We start from the raw sequence: 19,394 nt of genomic DNA, 5'->3' as shown, positions 1-19,394 counted from the left end.
TTGCCCTTCGTCGCCGTGCCTCCCCCGCCGGTGGCGCTCATCCGCAGAACGATGCGCTTCCTGCCGTCGCCCCCTTCAGGGCCCCACGGGCGGGAGACGGGGGCGGTGCCCCGGCTCCCCTACGCGCCGGCTCGGCGTCAGCCGGTCCGGCGCGCGGCGTTCCTTCGGCTGCGGACGGCGATGAGGACGCCCGCGCCGAGCAGGGCCCCGCCGAACCCGAGAATGAGTGGCAGGTGCTCGGGGGTGCCGGTTTTCGCCAGGGGGCGCGTGGCGCTCTCAGGGGCGCCGCCCCCCGCGCTTCCGCTCGGCTGAGACACCGACGCGACCGGTTCCGGTGCCGACGCCGGCACCGGGGCCGACGTCGACGGTGACGCGGACGCTGATGCCGGCACCTGAGGCCGTCCTGGCGCGGGTGTTGTCGGAGGCTGCGTGGCGGGCCGGCCGGGGGCGGCCCCGGGCTCGCCCGCATCCGGGGAGAGGGCCGTGATGCTGATGTCGTCGTAGTAGGTCACCACGGGGGCGGTACCGCCCCTGACGTGCCCCTTCGACGCCTTCCAGTTCGGCCGGTACAAACCGATCTTGTGATACGGAGCGGTGTCCTGGTGGTAGCTGTTGGGGCCTTGGCGCGACCCGACCTTCACGCCGTCGCGCCACACGGTGATGGAGCCCGGAGTGGTCTCGGTGGACCAGGTGACGTCGAAGACCCATCGGTTCCACTGCCCGAACGTCGCCTTGCCGAGATCCTGCTTGAGTCCGGTCACCGCCCCGGAACCCACTTTCCAGTGGGTGTCCATCGTCCACCTGTCACCCTTGACCGCGAGCGCGATCGCGGGAATGGTACCGGTCCCACCGTGCCATTGGGAGACGATGGTCATGTTGCCGTAAGGCGCCCAGTCACTGGGCAGGTAGTTGGAGAAGGAGTACCGGTAACTGCCGTAGGGCAGACGCCCGGTGGCTATCTCGGAGCGGAAGGACTTCCCGTCGTCGGGCATGGTGAACCGAGCGGCTTTGCCTGCGCGGCCGCCGGGCGCCGCGGTAACGCCCACGGTGCCGGTGCCCTCGATTCCCTTGCGGGGCCAGAGGGTGGTCCCGCCGGCTTCGAAGTCATCGCTGAAGGGGACGGGGCCGGGAGCCTTGGCGGCAGCGGTTCCGGTCGAGGCGGCTCCCATCGACAGACCGACTGCCAGAACCGTGCCGACCGTACGCCGACGACTGTAACGCTGGAGCATGGAACATCCTTGGGGCAGGTGTGCGGGGTGGCGTGGTCGCAAGGGGCGCAGTCGGAGCGCACCTCGGGCATCGCTCGCGGGGTGTGGAAGACATGACGGGCGACGGCTCCGACAACCGGAGTGTGGTGGTGGCATTTCAGCCGGACGCATGGTCGAGCTCGCCCATGGGCTGGTCAAGCCCGGGCATGATCGACACCGAAAGGAATACCACTGACAGGGTCAGGTCATCTACCGCCGGGTACCGATGTGCATCGAAGTGAGACCGGATGCGGTGACAGGGGACCGGGCGGACACCCTGCCCACCCACGGTGTTCCGTGCGTGCTGAGACGGGCTTTGGAACGGGCAGGGAGACGGAACCGGGTTGGCGCGCCGGTTCGTGGTGATGATTCCCCAGGGCTGCTGTCGAGCCGCCTGTCGCCCCTTGCCGGGACGACCGTCGGCCTTGTGGGTGTGGCCGACGGAACCTTGGCCGCGCTACGGCGACGCGTGAGACGTTGACATTTAGCAGATCGTTACCAAATGAGCCGCAGCTTGGCTGGTTTGCCACGCCCTGCACACAGTATCTTCGCCAACTACCCACGAGACAGCCCGACCCGCACTCCTTGCAGCGAAGGCTCTGCGAGGCTTCCCATCCGGGCTCCCGCGTCTCCTCGTCCACGCGCGTCGCGTGACGGCAACCCGTGAACATGTCCTGAAACAGTCGACAGGAGTTCAGTGAGCACTCTTCTCTGCCCGCAGTGCGGCGGCCGCTTTCAGTGTGCCTGCGCCGCCGCACACGCAGCCGCCATGACGCGTCCGGGGGAAGTTGCCGCGGAGTTCGACCAGGAGTGGGTCCGGCCGTACCTCACCATCCATGAAGGCGTGCCGGGCGACGGGAGGACCGCCACCACCACCGTCACCTGGGTGATACCGCGAGTAGTCCAAGAGCCCCACCTGTCGCCCGGCGCGGAAGACACCCTCCCGCCCGTGGCCATGACCAGGGCGTCACACCGCAGACCACACAGAGCGCGCAAGCCACGACGAGCCCTCCAGCTCACCGCGGCCCTGGCCACGCTCGCCGGCTCCGCCGCGATCGCGGGTGCGTACACGTTCTCTCGCGGCTCGGACACCACCGAGGTGATGGAACGCCCCCCTGCCAGCCGGCTCGAAGTGCTCGACCCGGGCGAGGACTCGGCCGGTTCACCCTCGCCGGACCATGCCCGCGGTACGCCACCGGGCACCCCCGGACGGACCACGCCGACACCTGGCTACGACCTGGTGGGGACGTCGTCATCGGCCTCGGCTTCGGCTTCTCGTCCAGCCGCCTCCACGGGCACGGGCGCGGCGACGGCCCCCTCGCCCGCGCAGGGCAGCCCGGATACCACGACGACATCACCCGCGCCGGCGACTTCCGCCCAAGGGCCGACGTTGCGCCGACACGACCGAGGGCCCGAGGTCGTCGAACTGCAGCAACGATTCACACAGATCGGCCTGTGGCCCTATCCGCAACGAGGTCACTACAACCGCCATCTGTACGACGCGGTGCAACGGTTCCAGACCGATCACGGCGTGCGCGGAGACACACCCGGGGTCTACGGACCAGCCACTCGACGGCTTCTGGAATCCATGACGTCATGACGGCGTCGCCCCCGTGGGCGCTCCCCCGGAAGCCCATTGCCGCGCTCCTTCGAGCTCTTGAGAGCGGTCTGGCGGAACGGGGTTCCCAACACCTGCTGACGACAGGATTCTCGACGCGTCTTCGTGGCTCTCTCCATGGGTCGTCGAAGCAGCCGCCCACCGCGCCCTACCGTGTCCCGGTGTCGGACGTGTCCCATCGCCGACCGGCGAGGAGAACCACGCGATCGCTCTTCCAGCCCGCGAACACGGCGCGGCGACAGTCGTCGGCCGCCGGGAGCGGAGCCCTCACAGAAGCTCCGGTCGGCCGGTTGACCGTCGTGTGCCGGCCCGCCGGCGCGGTGAGCGGCCTCGCAGCCACCCGGACCCCCGTGGCACGCCGGCCACGGCACGTGTCGGCTGCGGCGATCGCCGAGCGGGCCCGCGGTCGGCTTCGCCTCGGTTACCCGGAGGAAAGCTGCTCTCCTTGCGGGTAACCAGCCAGCGCCTCATACAGTCATGTGACCGGAAAGGCCCCCGTACAGGCCGTCGGCGACACCAACGGCGGCCCCGCCGTGGATCCACACGATCCGAGGGCCCGCACATCACACCATCGACGACTCCTTCCGGCCCTCCGACGTCCACGCACCGCAGGTGAACGGCGCGTGGCTGTCGCACCATGAGTCGTCCCGACATCAGCGGCCGGCCGGACCGAGCCGCGTCAAGGAGTTACCCGTGACCCACACCCCGTCTCCCCAACCGCTGATGGCCCTCGCGAAAGTGAAGGCGCGGCCGTCACAGCGCGCATCGCTGCTCAGCGCCCTGGCGGCGCTGGTCGAACCGTCCCGCGCCGAGCAGGGATGCTCCGACTACACGCTGTTCGAACTGCACGACGAGCCAGGGACGTTCTACGTACGTGAGACCTGGGCGGACCAGGAAGCACTCGACTTCCACATGGCGACGCCCCACTTCAGGGCCTTCGCCGCCCGCTTCGACGAACTGCTGGAGGAACCGATCCGGCTGACCCGGCTGAACGCGGTACCCGGCGCCCGACCGTCGCACACCTGATCAGCGATGTCCCGGCCCACTCGGCCCCGGGCCCTGCGTGGCGTCGGCGACATCCGTCAGGCGGCCCGTGGCAGCGGTGCCGTCACCCGGCAGGGGTCCCACTCGACCGCTCGTGACCGTGGCGCCGGTGACTGCGGCTGTGCCGGAGCCGCCGTACGAGGCGGTCGGCGGGCCGGCCCGCCGACGTCTCTCACCACTCGGCCAGGGAACCGTCCGCGCGCCGCCAGACCGGGTTGCGCCAGCGGTGGCCGGTCTCGGCGGCGTGCTCGACGGCCTTCTCGTCGACGTCGATGCCCAGCCCGGGGGCGGTGAGCAGGGCGACGTGCCCGTCCTCGTACCGGAAGACGGACGGGTCGACGAGGTAGTCCAGCAGGTCCGACCCGGCGTTGTAGTGGATGCCCAGGCTCTGCTCCTGGATCAGGAGGTTGGGGGTGGCGAAGCCCACCTGGAGGCAGGCGGCGAGCGCGATCGGGCCGAGCGGGCAGTGCGGGGCCAGGGAGACGTCATAGGCCTCCGCCATCGCCGCTATCCGCCGTACCTCGGAGATGCCGCCGGCGTGCGAGAGGTCGGGCTGGGCCACCGCGATCCCCTGCTGGAGCACCGGCTTGAAGTCCCAGCGGGAGTAGAGCCGTTCACCGGTCGCGATGGGGATGCTGGTGGAGCGTACGACCTCGCCGATGTGGGCGCTCATCTCGGGCACCACGGGTTCCTCGACGAAGAACGGCAGGTACGGTTCCAGCAGGGGAAGCACCCTCCGGGCCATGGGAAGGGTGAGCCGGCCGTGGAAGTCCACGGCGATGTCGAACGCGTCGCCGACCGCCGAGCGGACACCGGCCACCCGGTCGACGATGTCCTGGACCGCCCGGGGCGTGTCGATCAGCTCCAGCTGGGGGGAGGCGTTCATCTTTATCGCCGTGAAGCCCTCGGCCTTGCGGGCCGCCGCCTGTTCCGCGACATCGGTCGGACGGTCGCCGCCGATCCAGCTGTACACCCGCGCCCGGTCCCGGACGTGGCCGCCGAGCAGCTGCCACACCGGAACGCCCAGTGCCTTGCCGGTGATGTCCCACAGCGCCTGGTCGATACCGGCGACCGCGCTGGACAGCACCGGGCCACCGCGGTAGAAGCCGCCCTTGGTCAGGACCTGCCAGTGGTCCTCGATACGCATCGGGTCCTGACCGATGAGGTAGTCGGAGAGCTCCTCGACGGCGGCCGCGACGGTGTGTGCGCGGCCCTCGACGACCGGCTCGCCCCAGCCGGTGACACCCTCGTCGGTGTCCACGCGCAGGAAGCACCAGCGGGGGGCGACCATATAGGTGCGCAGGGATGTGATCTTCACTTGGACTCCTTCTTCACGGCCCAGCCGCCGTCCACGGTCAGGTTCGTGCCGGTGATGTACGAGGCGTCGTCGGAGGCGAGGAAGGCGACGGCGGCGGCCACCTCCTCGGGGTGGCCGAGCCGTCCGAGGGCCGTGGCACGGGCGGAGAGCAGGCGGCCCTCCTCGTCCACGTCCTCCCAGTTCTCGGTGAGGATGGGGCCGGGGAGCACGGAGTTGAAGCGCACGTCCTCCCCGTACTCGACGGCGAGTTGCCGGATGAGCGCGCACATGCCTCCCTTGGCGGCCGCGTATGCCGGGTAGCCGGGCAGGCTGCACAGCGCGTGAACGCTGGAGGTGGCGACGAAGGAGCCGCGGGCGGTGCGCAGGTCGTCGAGGAACGTCCGTACGGCGAGGTAGAGCGCTTTGAGATTGACGGCGATCTCGCGGTCCCACGCGGTGCCGGACAACTCATGGGCCGGCGCGTGGGTGTGGGTGAAGGCGTTGCTGTGCACGATGTCGACACGGCCGAACAGCGCGTGGGCACGATCCCTCAGATGGTGCCACTCCTGTTCGGAGGAGACGTCGCACCGGACGAAGGCGGCGCGTCCGCCGGAGGCGCGGATCTTCCCCGCGAGGGCCGTGCCGGCTTCCTGGGCGATGTCGGCGAGGACGACTGCCGCTCCTTCGGCGGCCAGACGTACGGCGGCGGCGGCGCCGATGCCGGACGAGGCGCCGGTGACGACGGCGGTGCGCCCTGTGAATCGGTTCATGGCTGATGGCTTCCTGTGCTGTCGTGGGCTGGAGGGGTGCCGGTGGAGGGACGCCGCCGGTCAGCGTGCGACGTCCTCGCCGTCGAGGAGGTCCAGCTCGTCGCGGCGGGGCAGGCCCTCCCAGTCGCCGGGCGCCGAGACCGCGAAGGCCCCGCATGTGGCGGCGAGCCGAAGGCGGCCGGGGACGGGTGCGCCGTCGAGGAGACCGGCGAGGTATCCGGCGACGAAGGCGTCTCCGGCGCCGATCGGATCCACCAGTGTGACCGGCACGATGCCCTGGACGGTCACCTCGTCGCCGGCGGCCGCGAGAGCTCCTCGGGCGCCGAGCTTCAGGACCGCCTCCCGCGGACCGAGTCGCAGCAGGGCGCGCGCCATGGCGGCGGGCTCGGCCTCGGGGACGACCAGTGCGGCCTCGTCCGGACCGGCGAAGACGATGTCGGCGAGGGTGGCGAGCTCTGTCAGTTCGGCCGAGGCCTCCTGCCGGGACCACAGCAGCGCGCGGTGGTTGAGGTCCAGGGAGACGGTGACACCTGCCGCGCGGGCGAGTTCGACGGCGCGCCGGACCGCGGCCCGGGGAGCGTCGCCAAGGGCCGGAGTGATGCCCGTGATGTGCAGAACCCTCGCGTGGGACACCAGTTCCGCGTCGATGTCCTCGGGGGCGAGGCGGGCGCCGGCGAGTCCGCGCCGGTAGTAGGTGACGCGGGTGTGGTCGGAGGTGCGGCGTTCGCGCAGCATGAGGCCGGTCGGCGCGGTGTCGTCGACGCGTGCGCGGGTGACGTCCACGGCTTCGCCGCGCAGTCCGTCGAGGATCATCGTGCCGGAACTGTCGGCCCCGACCCGTCCGGTCCAAGACGCCCGGTGCCCGAGGCGGCTGACCCCGATGGCGACCGTGGCCTCCGCGCCCGCGAACGCCAGACGCAGTGAGGCGCCGGAAGCCAGCGGGCCGGGCTGTGTCGCGGCCACCACGGCCATCGCCTCGCCGAGTGTGACGAGCGCCGTCATGAGCGTACGCCGTCCAGCAGCGTGGCGGCCCGTTCGCGCAGGGCGTGCAGGTCGCCGCCCTCGCAGGCGTCTCCGACCAGGGGGCTTCCCATGCCCAGGGCCGTGGCACCGGCCGCCAGATAATCCGCGGCCTGGGCGAGTCCGATGCCCCCGGTCGGGACCAGCGGGATGTGCGGCAGGGGTGCGCGGACGGCCCGCAGGTACTCGGGCCCGCCGATGGAGGCGGGGAAGAGCTTGACCATGGTGGCGCCCTCGCGCCACGCGGTCGCGATCTCGCTCGGCGTCAGCGCGCCCGGCAACACGGGTACGCCGAGGCGGCGTGCCTCCCTGATCACGTCGGGGCAGGTCGCCGGGGTGATGAGGTAGGTGGCACCGGCCTCCACGGCGCGCTGCGCGTCGAACGGCGTCATGACGGTTCCCGCGCCGAGAGCCAGTGCGGCCGGCTTGGACCGGGCGTACTCCCGCAGCGCGTGCAGGACGCCCGGAGTGGTGAGCGTGAACTCCACGGCGTGGATGCCTGCCTCGTGAAGGGCGTCGGCGGTGGCGGCGAAGTGGCGGGGCGAGCCCGAGCGCAGGATCGCGATCACGGGGGCGGCGTCGAGCGCGGTGTTCAGATCCGTCATGACAAGGAACCTCGGAGGTCGTGAGGGGCGAAGGAGGGGGTGGGCGGGTGCGCCGGGTCGTCGGCGAAGGACGGGATGGGCAGTCCGGTGGCACCCGGCCGGCAGACGAAGATCCGGCCCGCGAGCGGCTCCTTGGCGAGCTGCTCGGGGGACAGTCCTTCGGACGCGGTGGTGATCACCAGGACGTCCAGGTCCGGTCCGGCGAAGGCACAGCTGGACACCTGTGAGGCGGGGACGGTCACGACTGCGTGCAGTGCGCCGTCGGGCGTGTACGCCCTGACCTGGCCGGCCCCCCACACCGCGACCCAGACGCGGCCTTCGGTGTCGACGGACAAGCCGTCCGGCTCGCCGGTGGGACCGGTGCCGGCGAAGGGACGTCGAGCGGAGAGCGCGCCGGTGACGGGGTCGTGGTCGAAGACGTCGACGCGGCGCGTCGGGCTGTCCGCGTAGTACATGAGCCGGCCGTCGGGGCTCCAGCCCAGGCCGTTGGAGATGGTGACCGAATCGAGCAGGGTCACCACGGCACCGCCGGGGTCGAGACGGTAGAGGGCGCCCGCTCCGGGAGTCACGTCATAGGCCATCGTTCCGGCGAGCAGCCGCCCCTGGGGGTCGCACTTGGCGTCGTTCATCCGTCGGGGCGTCCCGTCGTCGGGTAGCACGGGAGCGGCGAACTCGCTCTGTCCACCCCTGTCGTCGACGCGCAGGAACGCCGTACCGGCGGCGGCGAGAAGTCCGCCGGACGCGCAGGGTGCTATCGCCCCGACGGGCCGGTCCAGGCTCAGGGTGACCCTGCGCCCCAGATCCGGCAGACCGCTGTCGTCGTCCCGGGCCACCAGCGGCGCCCGGTGGATGAGACCGGCCGTGATGTCGACCCACAGCAACTCCGCGCGCCCGGCGTGCCACACGGGCCCCTCCGTCAGACGCCCCGGCTCCGGGGCGCAAGGGACTGCGGTCAACTGCATGATGCGGCTCCTCACCTTGGGCGTCGGAACTCTACGACTTCTTCTAACCCATGTAAATACTCATCGTCCAACAGACGGAATAAGCTCGGACGCGTCACCAGGACCTCCGTGGAAGGACGCCCCCATGGCGAGACGCACCGCCCAGGACATCCGCCGCCGCAACCGGTTCGACGCGTTGCGGTGCGTCTTCGCCGCCCCCGGCCCGGTGAGCCGGCAGGAGATCGCCACGGTCACCGGGCTGTCCTTCGCGACCGTCGCCAATCTCGTCGCGGAGCTGCTGGAGGCGGGGGTCCTTCTGGAGGTCGGGCACGAGGATTCGAAGGGCGGGCGTCCGCGGGCGCGGCTCGCGATCAACGCCGACCGTGGTGCCCTGTTCGGGATCGACGTCGCCGAGACGTCCGTCCAGGTCGAGCTGTTCGACCTGGCCCTGACGGTGTTGCAGAGCGTCCGGCTGCCGTTGCCGCAGGCCGACGTACGGCCGGACGAGGTGGTCGAGACCATCGTGGCCGGAGTCCGGGGGCTGGCGGATGCCACGGACGGGCGGCGCGTCCTCGGAGCGGGTGTCAGCGTTCCCGGGCTCGTCGAGCGCGAGGGCGGGGTATCGGTGTACTCGCCGTACTGGTCCTGGCGGGACGTGCCCCTGCGGACCCTCCTCGCCGAGCACCTCACCATGCCCCTGTACCTGGACAACCCCCTCAAGGCCAGCACCGTCGCGGAGATGTGGTTCGGCGCCGGACGCGACGTCGACGACCTCGTCGTGGTGACCCTCCGGGCAGGCGTCGGCGCGGGCATCGCGGTCGACGGAGCGTTGTACCGGGGCGCCACCAACAGCGCCGGGGAGTGGGGGCACACCTGCCTCATCCCCGGCGGCCGGGAGTGCCGGTGCGGCAGGCGGGGCTGTGTGGAGGCCTACGTCAGCACGCGCGGCATCGTGCAGACCGTTCGGGAACTGGCTCCCGGCAGTCCTCTGCTGGACGCCGACGAGGCCACCGCCATCACGGCGATCGCCCGTGCGGCCGCGGAGGGCGAGCCCGTGGCCGTCGAAACCGTGGCGCGGACGGCCCACCACCTGGGAACCGCCTCGGCCGACCTCCTCAACCTCTTCAACCCGCAGGCTCTGGTCCTCGGCGGCTGGGTGGCGGACCGGCTCGGCGAACCACTACTGCGACAGACCCGCGAGGTCATCGCCGCCAACGCTCTGCCGGCGACCCTGCAAGCGCTCACACTGCAGGTGAGCGACGTGCCGGACAATCCCGTGAGCCTCGGGGCCGCCACCTTCGCCCTGGAGGGCTTCCTCGACGACCGTGAGACGTTCGGACCGGTGGCGGCGGGGCGCCGTGCCGCGCGGGCCTCCAGGGCGCGCACGTCCTGAGGCAGGGAACGCGGCGTGACGTCCAGCCACCGGGCGGCGGTGGCCGTGCCGAGACCCGCCTCACATCGCTGGGTGCGCCCCGGCGCCCCGCCACCGTCGGCCGGACGGGGTGGTCGTCCCAGGGAAGCGGAAGGAGAATCGAAGCCTCCTCTTCTCGCACGGGACGTACCACGGAAGGGAGTTACCGGCAGGAACACTACCGCTCAGTTGTTCCACCACCCACAATACCGGGCACGTCACCTCCCACCCCCCGCAGGATGTTTCTCTCGTGCCCATACGCCACCATCATGTCGCGCTACGCGCATTGACCGACCAAGAGCTGTACGAGGTGGTGAAAGCCGCTGATACGTCCCGGCCTTCAGCCGTCGTCGAGCTGCGTCACCGCCACTGGGACCGCATCGCCGACTACGCCCGGCTGTTCGTCGTCGACGAAGCGGACGTCCGGCGAGCCGCGGACGAGGCGTTCGACGCGTGCCTGCATGGGCACGCGACGACCAGGAGCCGCACCGTACTCGACCGGCCGCTGCGCCTTCTCCTCCTGACGCACGTGCGCACCGAGCACACCGAAGTCCGGCGGGATGGCGCCGCTAAGGCGACGCCGGCCGCGGTCGGCACGACTCTGCCGAAGCACACCGCCTCTTCGGCACTCGCTCGCGGATTCGCCGCGTTGTCCCCCCGTACGCAGGCACTCCTATGGCACTCCGTGGTCGAGGACGAGCCCGACGACGGCGTGGCACTGCTGACAGGTGACCGCCCGGAGAACGTCCCGGACCTGGTGCGGCGCGCGCTGGCGTCCTGCCATGACGCCACTCTGCACATCCATCTGGACAGCCGCCCCACACCGGGGTGTGCCGCCTTCGGACGCATGCTGGATGCCGCTTCCCGGCGTCAGGACGTCCGCGGTCACCCTGACCTCGCGGGGCACCTCGACGCCTGCCCCGACTGCATGGCCACGCTCGACGGACTCGGCACCCTGCGTCGTGATCCTCGTCCGGCCCTGGCACACGCCTTGCTGGGCCCGCTCGGCCCGGCCTACCTCGCCAAGGTCAGCGCTCCCGGTGCGGACACGGAGAACACCGTGCCCATGCCCGTGCGGGTCCCGAGCGGACGAACTCTTCCGGCGAGTCACCACGGAAACGGAATCCCCCGCATGAGGTGGCAGGGAGCGCTGGGTCTGCTCGGTGCCGTGAGCGCCCTCGCCACGGCGGTGGCGCTGCTGACCACGGCTCCCGCCCCCAGGGACCCGACGTCCCGGGCCGACAGCCGGGCTCCGACCCCGGGTACGCGCACCGCGGCAACCGCCCCGACGTCAGCGGCGACGGCGTCGAACCGTCCGCCCCCCGCACCTCCTTCGGCATCACCCACCGTGTCGCGCCCCGCCGAGCAGCCCGGCAGGCGGACATCGCCCAGCCCCTCCGATGGACACGAAGCGCCCTCCCCGACAAAATCCGACGTGCCGTTCCGGGCGACGTCGTTCGTGCCTGCCGTCAGTGCCGCCACCGGCCTGTGCCTCGACGTCCAGGACGGCGTTTTCGCCAACGGCGTCGACATCGTCACCACGACCTGCCGCGACGGTGCGCGGACACAACAATGGCGCTTCGACGAGAGCGGCCTCCTCCGCAACCGCGCCCATACCGACTACTGCATGGACTCCCGGGGCTCCGGCCACCTCGGTGTCGGCATCTGGTCCTGCCGCGCCCTCGGCCGCGAAAGCGGCGACAACCTGGTCTTCACGCATGACGCCATGGGCCGCATCGAGCCCGTGGGCAGGCCCGGATTCGCCCTCACGGCAGGAAGCGGCAGCGATCCCGGCACACCTGTGACCCTCGAACCGGCTGATTCCTCCGCCCAGCAGCGCTGGAAAGAACCCACCGGACCGTGAGCGCCGGCCCGACCGGCGCGGAGCTCACTGTCGCTTCCCATTCGAACGCGGGAGGTTTCACCCCGCGACATCCCTTGACAGACCGTCACAATCCACTCAAACTCAGCATCTCGATCTGTTGACGCGAACAGATCAGTAACCGGGGCGACGCACGCCGGTCCTCACCCGCACGGCATCCGGCTTGCGCGCCTTCACCGGGCGGCCGAAGAGAAGCCTCTCGCCTCGCACCGCACGGCCGACCGCTTCTCCCTCCGCAGGCGCACACGGGTCCGTCCCAGGGACCCGGGTCTCCGTCGTACCACCGCACCTTCCGGACCGCCATGCAGCTCAGGTCGCACCGGCATCGGCGTTGTTCGCCGCACTGTCCACGAACCAGTGGCGACCCCATTCACCCCGAGGAAACGCTCATGCCCCCCGCTCCGCCCCTGCTTCCACGCGATCACCGCGCCCGCGTCCTGACCACATGCGCCCTCACCGCACTCCTGGCATGGGGCCCGCACGCCGCACCCGCGGCCGTTGCCGCCGACTCCGTCGGCTACGACTTCGAATCCACATCGACCAACAGCCGGCCGTTCGCCGCCATCAACGGATTCGGGGGCGTCGTCGAAGGCCCGGCACCCGACGGGAAGCCGGGGCGCGCGGCCCGTTTCAACGTGCCCAATGACGGTCGCTCCTCCCGGCCCGAGCCGGCCGTCAAACGTCTGGGGTCCGGGACCCACCCCTTCAGCTTCGCCAACTACCTTCCGGAGGACTGGCGGCACACGGACTTCGACACCATCGTCGCCCAATGGCTCAGCACTCAGCCGGACACCAAGACGATCAAGCCGGTGGTCGCACTCGCCGTCCATGACGGCGACTGGATGAGCCGGGGCGCCGGGCAGGAAACGATCAGCCCGCTCGGTCCGGCCCGGGTGGGGCACTGGAACCACTGGGACTTCGACATCACATGGTCCTCAGGAACGGTGCCGGGTTCGATCACCGCGATGTGCGACAGCGTGCGGGTCGGGTCGCACCGTGGGAACAACAACTACCACCGTGGCCAACCGCCGCACTTCAGGATCGGCGTCCACCGCCCCGGCTGGCGGCCCGAGAAGGGAGCGCCCCACCGCGCCGGCCTTCCGGAGGCGGTGCTGTACGCCGACGACATCTCCATCACCGGCGGCCCCGGAGTCGGGATATCGACGGCCGGTTCCGGTCCGGCGGGGAACAGCCCGGCCACGACGGCCCTGTCCCCTTCCACGGCCTCGGCGTCCTCGGCGCCTCCCACACCGACCGCTTCCCTCCCGGACACGACAGGCGCCGGGCAAGCAGTGGCCGGCCAGAAGCCCTCGGGGCACGAAACCGCCGGCGGTTCCCGCACGGGGGCGGGCCTGCCCCCGTCGGGCAGCACCGCCGGCCAGATGCGTGTCATCGGAGCCGTCGGCGGCGTCGCGGCGCTGACCGGCGCCGCCATTCTCATCCTCCGCCGCCGAACGGGTCGCGCCCGTCCCGGAGGGGACGCCCGCGACAGAGCGCGTGACGCGTCATGACATCCCGGCCCCACCGTACGACTTCGAGGCAAGGCAGCCGGCAGGACCGTGCTGACACCGCTCGTACGGTGACAGGTCCTCAGGAGCCGCGCGACGGCCGCCCGTGGGGGCGCGTCGTGCGACATTCGACAGGAGTTCAGTGAGCACCCTTCTCTGCCCACGGTGCGGCAGCAGCTTCCCCTGTGCCTGCGTGAGGGCGCACGACACACAGGGCACGGGGCCGGACGAGGCGTCGGCGGAGTTCGGCCGGGAGTGGGTCCGGCCGTATCTGCCGGTGACCGACGCCGTACCGGACGCGGGACCGGCCTTCGTCGCATCCGCGTCGGAGCCTTCGTGGGAAGGGCCGGATCATCGCCTCCCACCCCTTGTCGAGACGCCCCCTCCGCCCGTGAGGGTGGCCAGGGCGAGGAGCCGTGGACGCCGCAGGCCCCCGAAGCGACGACGGCAGGCGCCCCTGACCGCCGCAGTCGCCACCCTCGTCGGCTCCGCCGCGATCGCGGGCGGATACGCGTTGTCGGGAAGCGGGGACACCGAAGCGGCGAAAGGAGCCCCTTCGGCGAGCCTGCTCGCAGTCGTCGAAGGCCCGAGTACGCCACCCGCCCCCGGCCGCACCAGCCCCCCGCCCCCGGCGAAGGCGCGGACCACGCCCTCGTCCCGGCACGGCCTGGACTCGCGGGCACCGGCCCTCTCCGCCACGGCCACGAGCTCGGCCTCCGCGCCGGCGCGGACCGCGGTCGCCCCGGCCCCGGCCTCACCGGCGGCCTCCGCCCAGGGGCCGACGCTGCGCCGGCACGACCAGGGTCCCGAGGTCGCCGAGCTCCAGGAACGGCTCGCGCGGGTCGGAATGTGGCCCTATCCCCAGCGGGAGCACTACAACCGGCGCCTGCAAAAAGCGGTCCACCGATTCCAGAGGACTCATGACGTCGACGAGGACCCACCCGGGGTGTACGGTCCGGCCACGCGGCGGCTGCTGGAATCCCTGACACCCTGACACCCGCCGGCTTCGTGGTGCGCCGCGAGGCCGGCGGGCCCGTCCCCGACCCGGTCCGGCCGGGTCGGGGCACATGCCGGTCGGCCCGGCAGGGGGCCATGCCCGGCGTTGCCGACCGCCGGCCCGGACGCAGGAGGAGGGCGGACCTGCCGTCGGCAGGTCCGCCCCTTCACCAAGCCCTGGTCACTCGCCGACGCTGAAGCCCTGGTCCTTGCCGTACTTCACACTCGCCTGCTGCCATGACTCCAGACCCTCGTCCAGTTTCGTGCCGGACACGTACGCCTTGCCGACGGTGTCGTTGAAGACGGAGTTGGCGTACACCTGGTACGGCAGGTACGACCAGCCGGTGCCGACGTTCCGGGCGGATTCGGCGAAGACCTGGTTGGCCTGCTGCCCGCCGAAGTAGGGGAACTTCGTCTCCAGGAAGGCCTTGGACTCCAGATCCGCGACGGTTGCCGGGAAGGCTCCCTGGGCCACGCGTGATGTGGCGCCCGCACCTGTCGTCGCGTACTCGATGAAGGCGTAGGCGAGTTCCTTCGTCCTGGCGTCCTTCGTCATCACGAGGGAGCTGCCACCGTTCTCGGCGCTGACGTTCTTGCCCTTGGTCCACTGGGGCAGCGGAGCCACTCGCCAGTCACCGGAGGCGGTGGCGACACCGGAGGAGAAGTTCGCCGGCATCCAGGCGCCGATGGAGAGCGTCGCGATGGTGCCGTCGGCCAGCCCCTTGTACCACTCGTCGCTCCAGGAGCGGATGGGAGCCACCAGATGTTCGTCGAGCAGCGGCTGCCAGGTCCGCGTATACGTCTTGGTGCCCGCGTCCGTGAAGTCGACCGAGACCTTGGTGCCGTCCTCGGTCTTGTACGGCCGGCCGCCCGCCTGCCATATGAGGCTGGTCGTGGCACCGGCGTCGCCCGTGTCGTTCGTGATGAAGACCTTCGGGTCCGCCTTGTGGAGGTCACGGGCGGCCTGTGTGTACTCCGCCCAGGTCGTCGGGACCTTGATGCCGTGCTTGTCGAAGACCTTCTTGTTGTAGAACAGCGCCATGGGGCCGGAGTCCATGGGCATGGCGTAGATGGACTCGCCGACACGCACGGCGTTGGTCGGGCCGGCGGAGAACGCCCGCTCGTGGGTGCGGGCGCCGTAGGAGGCGAGGTCGACGACGGACTTGCCGAACACGAACTGACCCAGCGCGTAGTACTCGACCTGTGCCACGTCGGGAGCGCCGGAGCCTGCGGCCAGAGCGTTCTGCAGTGCGGTGTACTGCTTGTCACCGGTGCCGGCGTTGACGAGCTCGATGTCGACCTTGGGGTACTTCTTCTCGAAGTCCGTGGCCACCTTGGCCAGGGTGGGCTCCCAGGCCCACACCTTCACCTTCCCGCCCTGCTTCAACGCGTTCTCGATGTCCTGCTTCCCGGCCCCGGACGCTTCGTCGGCGGAGGAACCGCAGCCTGCGGCGCCGAGGGCCAGGGCGCAGACCGTCGCGACGACGCCGACGAGCCTGCGGGTGATCTTCGTGCTCATGGATGGTGCTCCCGGTGTGTCTACGAGGAGGGGCTGAGGGCAAGGAGGCCTGGAGGGGGTGGAGGAGTGGAGGGACGGGCCGGACAGGCGGAGGTGGGTTTCACTCCTTGACGCTTCCGGCGGAGAGGCCGGACTGCCAGTACCGCTGGAGCAGCAGGAAGATCACGATGATGGGCAGGACGGTGAGCAGCGATCCGGTGATGATCAAATCGAAGACCGCCTCACCGCCCGCCGTCTGGGCCTGGGCGTTCCAGGCGTCGAGCCCCAGGGTGAGCGGGTACCAGTCCGGGTCCTTGATCATGATCAGGGGCAGGAAGTAGTTGTTCCACGTCGCGACCATCGAGAAGAGCAACACCGTGATCGTTCCCGGCATCAGCAGGGGCAGAGCGATGCGGAAGAAGGTGCGCAACTCCCCGGATCCGTCGATGCGAGCGGCCTCCAGGAGTTCGGTCGGCACCGCCTCGGAGGCGAAGACCCACATCAGGTAGAGGCCGAAGGGCGAGATGAGGGAGGGGATGATGACGGCCCAGGGGGTGTTGGTCAGGCCCATGTTGCTGAACATCAGGAAGGTGGGTACGGCCAGGGCAGTGCCGGGGACGGCGACGGCTCCGATGACCACCGCGAAGATCGCCTTGCGGCCGGGGAACTCGTACTTCGCGAGGGCGTATCCGCCGAGCACCGCGAGGACCGTCGCTCCCCCGGCCCCGGCGACGACGTAGAGCAAAGTGTTCAGCAGCCAGCGCACGAAGGCACCGTCGTCGTACGCGAGTGTGCGGGAGACGTTGTCCCAGAAGTTGACGTCCTCGCCGAACCAGAGACCGAACGAATCGAGCAGGTCCCGCTTGCTCTTGGTCGAGTTGATCACAAGCCAGCAGAGCGGCAGCAGCGTGTAGACCAGTACGAGTCCGGTGACCAGGGTCAGCGGCACGCTGCGCCGGGGGTTGAGCGGGGTACTGGGGCGGCGACGCCGGGGCTCGGGCGCCGGTATCCGTCGGGGCGCCACGGCCGGCTGCCGGACCCGGTCGGTGGTGGCGGATGCGGTCATCGGTCAGCCCTTCTTCCGCATGCCGCGCAGTTGGACGGCATAGGCGATGATCGCGGTGACGACACCCATCACGATCGCCACGGTCGCGGCGTAGTTGTGCTGCTGCCCCGAGAAGGACAGCGAGTAGGCGTACAGGTTGGGGGTGAAGTCGGTGGTGATCGCGTTCGGGGCGAGCTCCTGGAGGATGCTCGGCTCGTTGAAGAGCTGGAAGCTGCCGATGATCGAGAAGATCGTCGCGATGACCAGGGCACTGCGGATCGCCGGAAGCTTCACCGACAGCACGACGCGCCACTCCCCGGCGCCGTCGATGGCCGCTGCTTCGTACAGCGACCGCGGGACGACTCGTAGGGCCGAGTAGAAGATCAGCATGTTGTAGCCGACGAACTCCCAGGTCACGACGTTGCCGATGGACAGGAGCACCCAGGACGGGGAAAGGGGATCGGGAAGGGTGACGCCCAGGGCGTCGTTGATGTTGCCGACCAGGCCGAACCGGTTGCCGTACATGAACCCCCACAGGAGGCTGGCGACGACCGCCGGCACGGCGTAGGGCAGGAAGACCGCGATACGGAAGAACGCCTTGCCGTAGAGACGGCCGCTGTCGATCGCGAGCGCGACCAGCAGGGCGATCCCCAGCATGATGGGCACCTGTACGACCAGGAAGAGGGCGACCCTGGCGAGCCCGTCCCAGAACTGCCCGTCGGTCAGTGCCTGGCGGTAGTTGTCGAGCCCGACGAACGAGGTACCACCGATCAGGCGGTCCCTGTAGAGGGTGAGGTAGAGGGAGTATCCGATCGGCGCCAGGAACACCAGCGCGAAGACGGCGACGAATGGTCCGGCGAACCCCCAGCCGACAAGGGCGTTCTTGCGGGATCGGGCTCGTGCTCGCGAACGGGGTGGGGGTGCCGCCTTCGCGGACGTCGGCAGGAGCGTCATAGAGGGGTGTTCCTTGTGTCGTTGAGCGACAGGTCTGGGAAGCGGAGGAGACGTGTGGCATCAGGCCCACGGCAGCTTGCCCGCGGGCGGCCCGACAAGAAATGTTTACGTAATCATCGGTAGCGAGATGGTGACATCGCCACTGTGGGGCGTCAAGCGGCAAACAGGGCCAAGAGGAGCGAAGTTCGGGGTGCGGGAGCGCCGGACCACAGCGGCCCGAGGCAGCCGCCCCCTCGGCTGCGCCGGACAGAGTCCAGCGGGATGCCGCGGCAGGACGCCCGCGACGTGGGACGACGTCTCCCCCGCCGCCGTCTTCCTTCGCTCCACAGGTCGCACCGCGGGCCAGGTCCTGAGGGAACGGAGGCTTCGCCCCGCGGCCATGCCGCCGTCTCCACCTGCGGACCGGCGGTTCCACCCACAGCTCGCGGGCTGCGCGCTCGTGACCGGGCGGCGCACGGGCGGCAGGGAGCCGGGAATCATGGACGGCAGCCCGGCCGGGCATCCGCGGGCCCCGTCCCGGCCGGATGGCTCAACCCGCTGGGGGCGCCGTACTTTCGCGCACCACCAGCACCGGCGCCACCGACTTCTGACGCACGGTGTCCGCCGCGCCGCTGATCTGGTCGATCAACAGGGCGACGCAGTGCCTGCCGACCGCGTCGAAGTCCTGGCGCACCGTGGTCAACGGGGTCGTGAAGTACTCGGCTTCGGGAATGTCGTCGAATCCGGTCACGCTGACGTCGCCGGGCACGCGCCGCCCCGCCTCGTGCAGAGCGCGCAGAACACCGAGCGCCATCTGGTCGTTGGCTGCGAAGACCGCCGTCACCTCGGGACGGGCGGCGAGCTCACGTCCGGCACGGTATCCCGAGGCCGCGGACCAGTCCCCGTACAGCAGGGGTGGGACGGCGGCCCCGCCGTCCCTGAGTGTGCGGTGCCAGGCCTCGGCCCTGCGCCGCGCCGCGTAGGAGTCGCGGGGGCCGGCGACGTGCCACACCGTCCGATGACCGAGCCCCATCAGGTGCTCGACGGCGCTGCGCGTCCCCTCGGCCTGGTCGATGTCCACGTTGGCGTAGCGGTGGCCGGTGTCCCCGTCGGCGAAGACCACGGGGACACCGGTCGGCAGGCGCAGATCGGGCGTGTCCAGAATCTGCGATTCGATCAGGACGATGCCGTCCACCGACTGGACCATCAACTGCTGGAACGCCTGACGCACGGCGGCTTCGGTCTGTGCGCGCGCTCCCATGAAGTTCACGAAGAAATCGGCCTCACGCGCGGCTTCGGAGATGGCGGCGAAGGTCCGCGCGTTGCCGTGGGCGCTGATGTCGAAGCTGATGACCCCGAGCGTGCCGAATCTTCCGGTGACCAGCGCACGTGCCGCCGTGTTGGGCCGGTAGCCGAGCATCTTCATGGCGGCCAGCACCCGCTCGCGCGTGGTGGCGTCAACATTCTCCCGGTTGTTCGCGACCCGGGAGACGGTCTGCGACGAGACGCCCGCCATCGCGGCGACATCGGCCATGGAGGGGGACTGCCGTGGCGGACGCGAACGAGGTGATCTTGCTCC

Annotated in this window: 16 protein-coding genes; 6 read left to right on the top strand and 10 right to left on the bottom strand. The window is 70.6% G+C overall.

Going from position 1 to position 19,394, the window contains the following annotated elements; all coding sequences use genetic code 11:
* Positions 1 to 137: 137 nt before the first annotated feature.
* Positions 138 to 1,229 (bottom strand): polysaccharide lyase, encoded by a 1,092-nt coding sequence (locus tag PUR26_RS18860; RefSeq protein ID WP_329873574.1) that lies wholly within the window; start codon positions 1,227 to 1,229, stop codon positions 138 to 140.
* 787 nt (positions 1,230 to 2,016) lie between these two features.
* On the opposite strand from PUR26_RS18860, the gene PUR26_RS34700 reads away from it, so the two are divergent.
* Together PUR26_RS34700 and PUR26_RS18855 are read left to right on the top strand one after the other, a co-directional pair.
* Positions 2,017 to 2,847, top strand: coding sequence for a peptidoglycan-binding domain-containing protein (locus PUR26_RS34700; RefSeq protein WP_443077117.1), 831 nt, complete (start codon positions 2,017 to 2,019; stop codon positions 2,845 to 2,847).
* A 711-nt stretch (positions 2,848 to 3,558) separates the two neighbouring features.
* Complete coding sequence (locus PUR26_RS18855; RefSeq protein ID WP_329873573.1) at positions 3,559 to 3,891, top strand: putative quinol monooxygenase; 333 nt, start codon at positions 3,559 to 3,561, stop codon at positions 3,889 to 3,891.
* 190 nt (positions 3,892 to 4,081) lie between these two features.
* On the opposite strand, the gene dgoD is transcribed toward PUR26_RS18855, so the two are convergent.
* From dgoD to PUR26_RS18830, 5 genes are read right to left on the bottom strand one after another with little or no spacing between them, the layout of a single operon-like run.
* On the bottom strand, positions 4,082 to 5,227 hold the full coding sequence (gene dgoD / locus PUR26_RS18850) for a galactonate dehydratase (RefSeq protein ID WP_329873572.1): 1,146 nt from the start codon (positions 5,225 to 5,227) through the stop codon (positions 4,082 to 4,084).
* On the bottom strand, positions 5,224 to 5,976 hold the full coding sequence (locus PUR26_RS18845) for an SDR family NAD(P)-dependent oxidoreductase (RefSeq protein WP_329873571.1): 753 nt from the start codon (positions 5,974 to 5,976) through the stop codon (positions 5,224 to 5,226). The genes dgoD and PUR26_RS18845 overlap by 4 nt, the downstream gene beginning before the upstream one ends.
* A gap of 60 nt (positions 5,977 to 6,036) precedes the next feature.
* Complete coding sequence (locus PUR26_RS18840; RefSeq protein WP_329873570.1) at positions 6,037 to 6,978, bottom strand: sugar kinase; 942 nt, start codon at positions 6,976 to 6,978, stop codon at positions 6,037 to 6,039.
* The gene (locus tag PUR26_RS18835; RefSeq protein WP_329873569.1) at positions 6,975 to 7,601 is read right to left on the bottom strand and encodes a bifunctional 4-hydroxy-2-oxoglutarate aldolase/2-dehydro-3-deoxy-phosphogluconate aldolase; all 627 of its coding nucleotides are present in this window, start codon (positions 7,599 to 7,601) and stop codon (positions 6,975 to 6,977) included. Before PUR26_RS18835 ends, PUR26_RS18840 begins: the two co-directional genes overlap by 4 nt.
* On the bottom strand, positions 7,598 to 8,563 hold the full coding sequence (locus tag PUR26_RS18830) for an SMP-30/gluconolactonase/LRE family protein (RefSeq protein ID WP_329873568.1): 966 nt from the start codon (positions 8,561 to 8,563) through the stop codon (positions 7,598 to 7,600). Before PUR26_RS18830 ends, PUR26_RS18835 begins: the two co-directional genes overlap by 4 nt.
* 124 nt (positions 8,564 to 8,687) lie before the next feature.
* Here PUR26_RS18830 and PUR26_RS18825 point away from each other — a divergent pair, with 124 nt between their 5' ends.
* The 4 genes from PUR26_RS18825 (at position 8,688) to PUR26_RS18810 (ending at position 14,337) form a co-directional block, all read left to right on the top strand.
* Positions 8,688 to 9,935, top strand: a complete 1,248-nt coding sequence (locus PUR26_RS18825) for an ROK family transcriptional regulator (RefSeq protein ID WP_329873567.1) — start codon at positions 8,688 to 8,690, stop codon at positions 9,933 to 9,935.
* 304 nt (positions 9,936 to 10,239) lie between these two features.
* Positions 10,240 to 11,817, top strand: coding sequence for an RICIN domain-containing protein (locus PUR26_RS18820; RefSeq protein WP_329873566.1), 1,578 nt, complete (start codon positions 10,240 to 10,242; stop codon positions 11,815 to 11,817).
* Between the two features lie 407 nt (positions 11,818 to 12,224).
* Positions 12,225 to 13,346, top strand: coding sequence for a heparin lyase I family protein (locus PUR26_RS18815; RefSeq protein ID WP_329873565.1), 1,122 nt, complete (start codon positions 12,225 to 12,227; stop codon positions 13,344 to 13,346).
* Positions 13,347 to 13,734: 388 nt separating this feature from the next.
* Complete coding sequence (locus PUR26_RS18810) at positions 13,735 to 14,337, top strand: peptidoglycan-binding domain-containing protein (protein ID WP_329873564.1); 603 nt, start codon at positions 13,735 to 13,737, stop codon at positions 14,335 to 14,337.
* 183 nt (positions 14,338 to 14,520) lie between these two features.
* On the opposite strand, the gene PUR26_RS18805 is transcribed toward PUR26_RS18810, so the two are convergent.
* The 4 genes from PUR26_RS18805 to PUR26_RS18790 all read right to left on the bottom strand — a co-directional run bounded on the left by PUR26_RS18805 (position 14,521) and on the right by PUR26_RS18790 (position 19,349).
* Positions 14,521 to 15,858 carry an ABC transporter substrate-binding protein gene (locus tag PUR26_RS18805; RefSeq protein ID WP_329873563.1) on the bottom strand — a complete coding sequence of 446 codons (1,338 nt, stop codon included), beginning with the start codon at positions 15,856 to 15,858 and terminating at the stop codon, positions 14,521 to 14,523.
* A gap of 100 nt (positions 15,859 to 15,958) precedes the next feature.
* The gene (locus PUR26_RS18800; protein ID WP_329873562.1) at positions 15,959 to 16,903 is read right to left on the bottom strand and encodes a carbohydrate ABC transporter permease; all 945 of its coding nucleotides are present in this window, start codon (positions 16,901 to 16,903) and stop codon (positions 15,959 to 15,961) included.
* 3 nt (positions 16,904 to 16,906) lie between these two features.
* Positions 16,907 to 17,836, bottom strand: a complete 930-nt coding sequence (locus tag PUR26_RS18795; RefSeq protein WP_329873561.1) for a carbohydrate ABC transporter permease — start codon at positions 17,834 to 17,836, stop codon at positions 16,907 to 16,909.
* A gap of 529 nt (positions 17,837 to 18,365) precedes the next feature.
* Positions 18,366 to 19,349 (bottom strand): LacI family DNA-binding transcriptional regulator, encoded by a 984-nt coding sequence (locus tag PUR26_RS18790; RefSeq protein WP_329873560.1) that lies wholly within the window; start codon positions 19,347 to 19,349, stop codon positions 18,366 to 18,368.
* Between the last annotated feature and the right edge of the window lie 45 nt (positions 19,350 to 19,394).

The organism is Streptomyces sp. SP18CS02 (assembly GCF_036322365.1).
In the GTDB taxonomy this organism is placed as follows: Bacteria; Actinomycetota; Actinomycetes; order Streptomycetales; family Streptomycetaceae; genus Streptomyces.
The sequence above is the reverse complement of the archived record's forward strand: the minus strand, read 5'-3'. Positions and strand labels throughout refer to the sequence as shown.

Excerpts from the sequence above, each read along its gene's own strand:
- PUR26_RS18860 (WP_329873574.1), bottom strand. The coding sequence starts at position 1,229 with ATGCTCCAGCGTTACAGTCGTCGGCGTACGGTCGGCACGGTTCTGGCA.
- PUR26_RS18845 (WP_329873571.1), bottom strand. The coding sequence starts at position 5,976 with ATGAACCGATTCACAGGGCGCACCGCCGTCGTCACCGGCGCCTCGTCC.
- PUR26_RS18815 (WP_329873565.1), top strand. The coding sequence starts at position 12,225 with ATGCCCCCCGCTCCGCCCCTGCTTCCACGCGATCACCGCGCCCGCGTC.
- PUR26_RS18825 (WP_329873567.1), top strand. The coding sequence starts at position 8,688 with ATGGCGAGACGCACCGCCCAGGACATCCGCCGCCGCAACCGGTTCGAC.
- PUR26_RS18805 (WP_329873563.1), bottom strand. The coding sequence starts at position 15,858 with ATGAGCACGAAGATCACCCGCAGGCTCGTCGGCGTCGTCGCGACGGTC.
- PUR26_RS34700 (WP_443077117.1), top strand. The coding sequence starts at position 2,017 with ATGACGCGTCCGGGGGAAGTTGCCGCGGAGTTCGACCAGGAGTGGGTC.
- PUR26_RS18835 (WP_329873569.1), bottom strand. The coding sequence starts at position 7,601 with ATGACGGATCTGAACACCGCGCTCGACGCCGCCCCCGTGATCGCGATC.
- PUR26_RS18830 (WP_329873568.1), bottom strand. The coding sequence starts at position 8,563 with ATGCAGTTGACCGCAGTCCCTTGCGCCCCGGAGCCGGGGCGTCTGACG.
- PUR26_RS18840 (WP_329873570.1), bottom strand. The coding sequence starts at position 6,978 with ATGACGGCGCTCGTCACACTCGGCGAGGCGATGGCCGTGGTGGCCGCG.
- PUR26_RS18790 (WP_329873560.1), bottom strand. The coding sequence starts at position 19,349 with ATGGCCGATGTCGCCGCGATGGCGGGCGTCTCGTCGCAGACCGTCTCC.
- PUR26_RS18795 (WP_329873561.1), bottom strand. The coding sequence starts at position 17,836 with ATGACGCTCCTGCCGACGTCCGCGAAGGCGGCACCCCCACCCCGTTCG.
- PUR26_RS18800 (WP_329873562.1), bottom strand. The coding sequence starts at position 16,903 with ATGACCGCATCCGCCACCACCGACCGGGTCCGGCAGCCGGCCGTGGCG.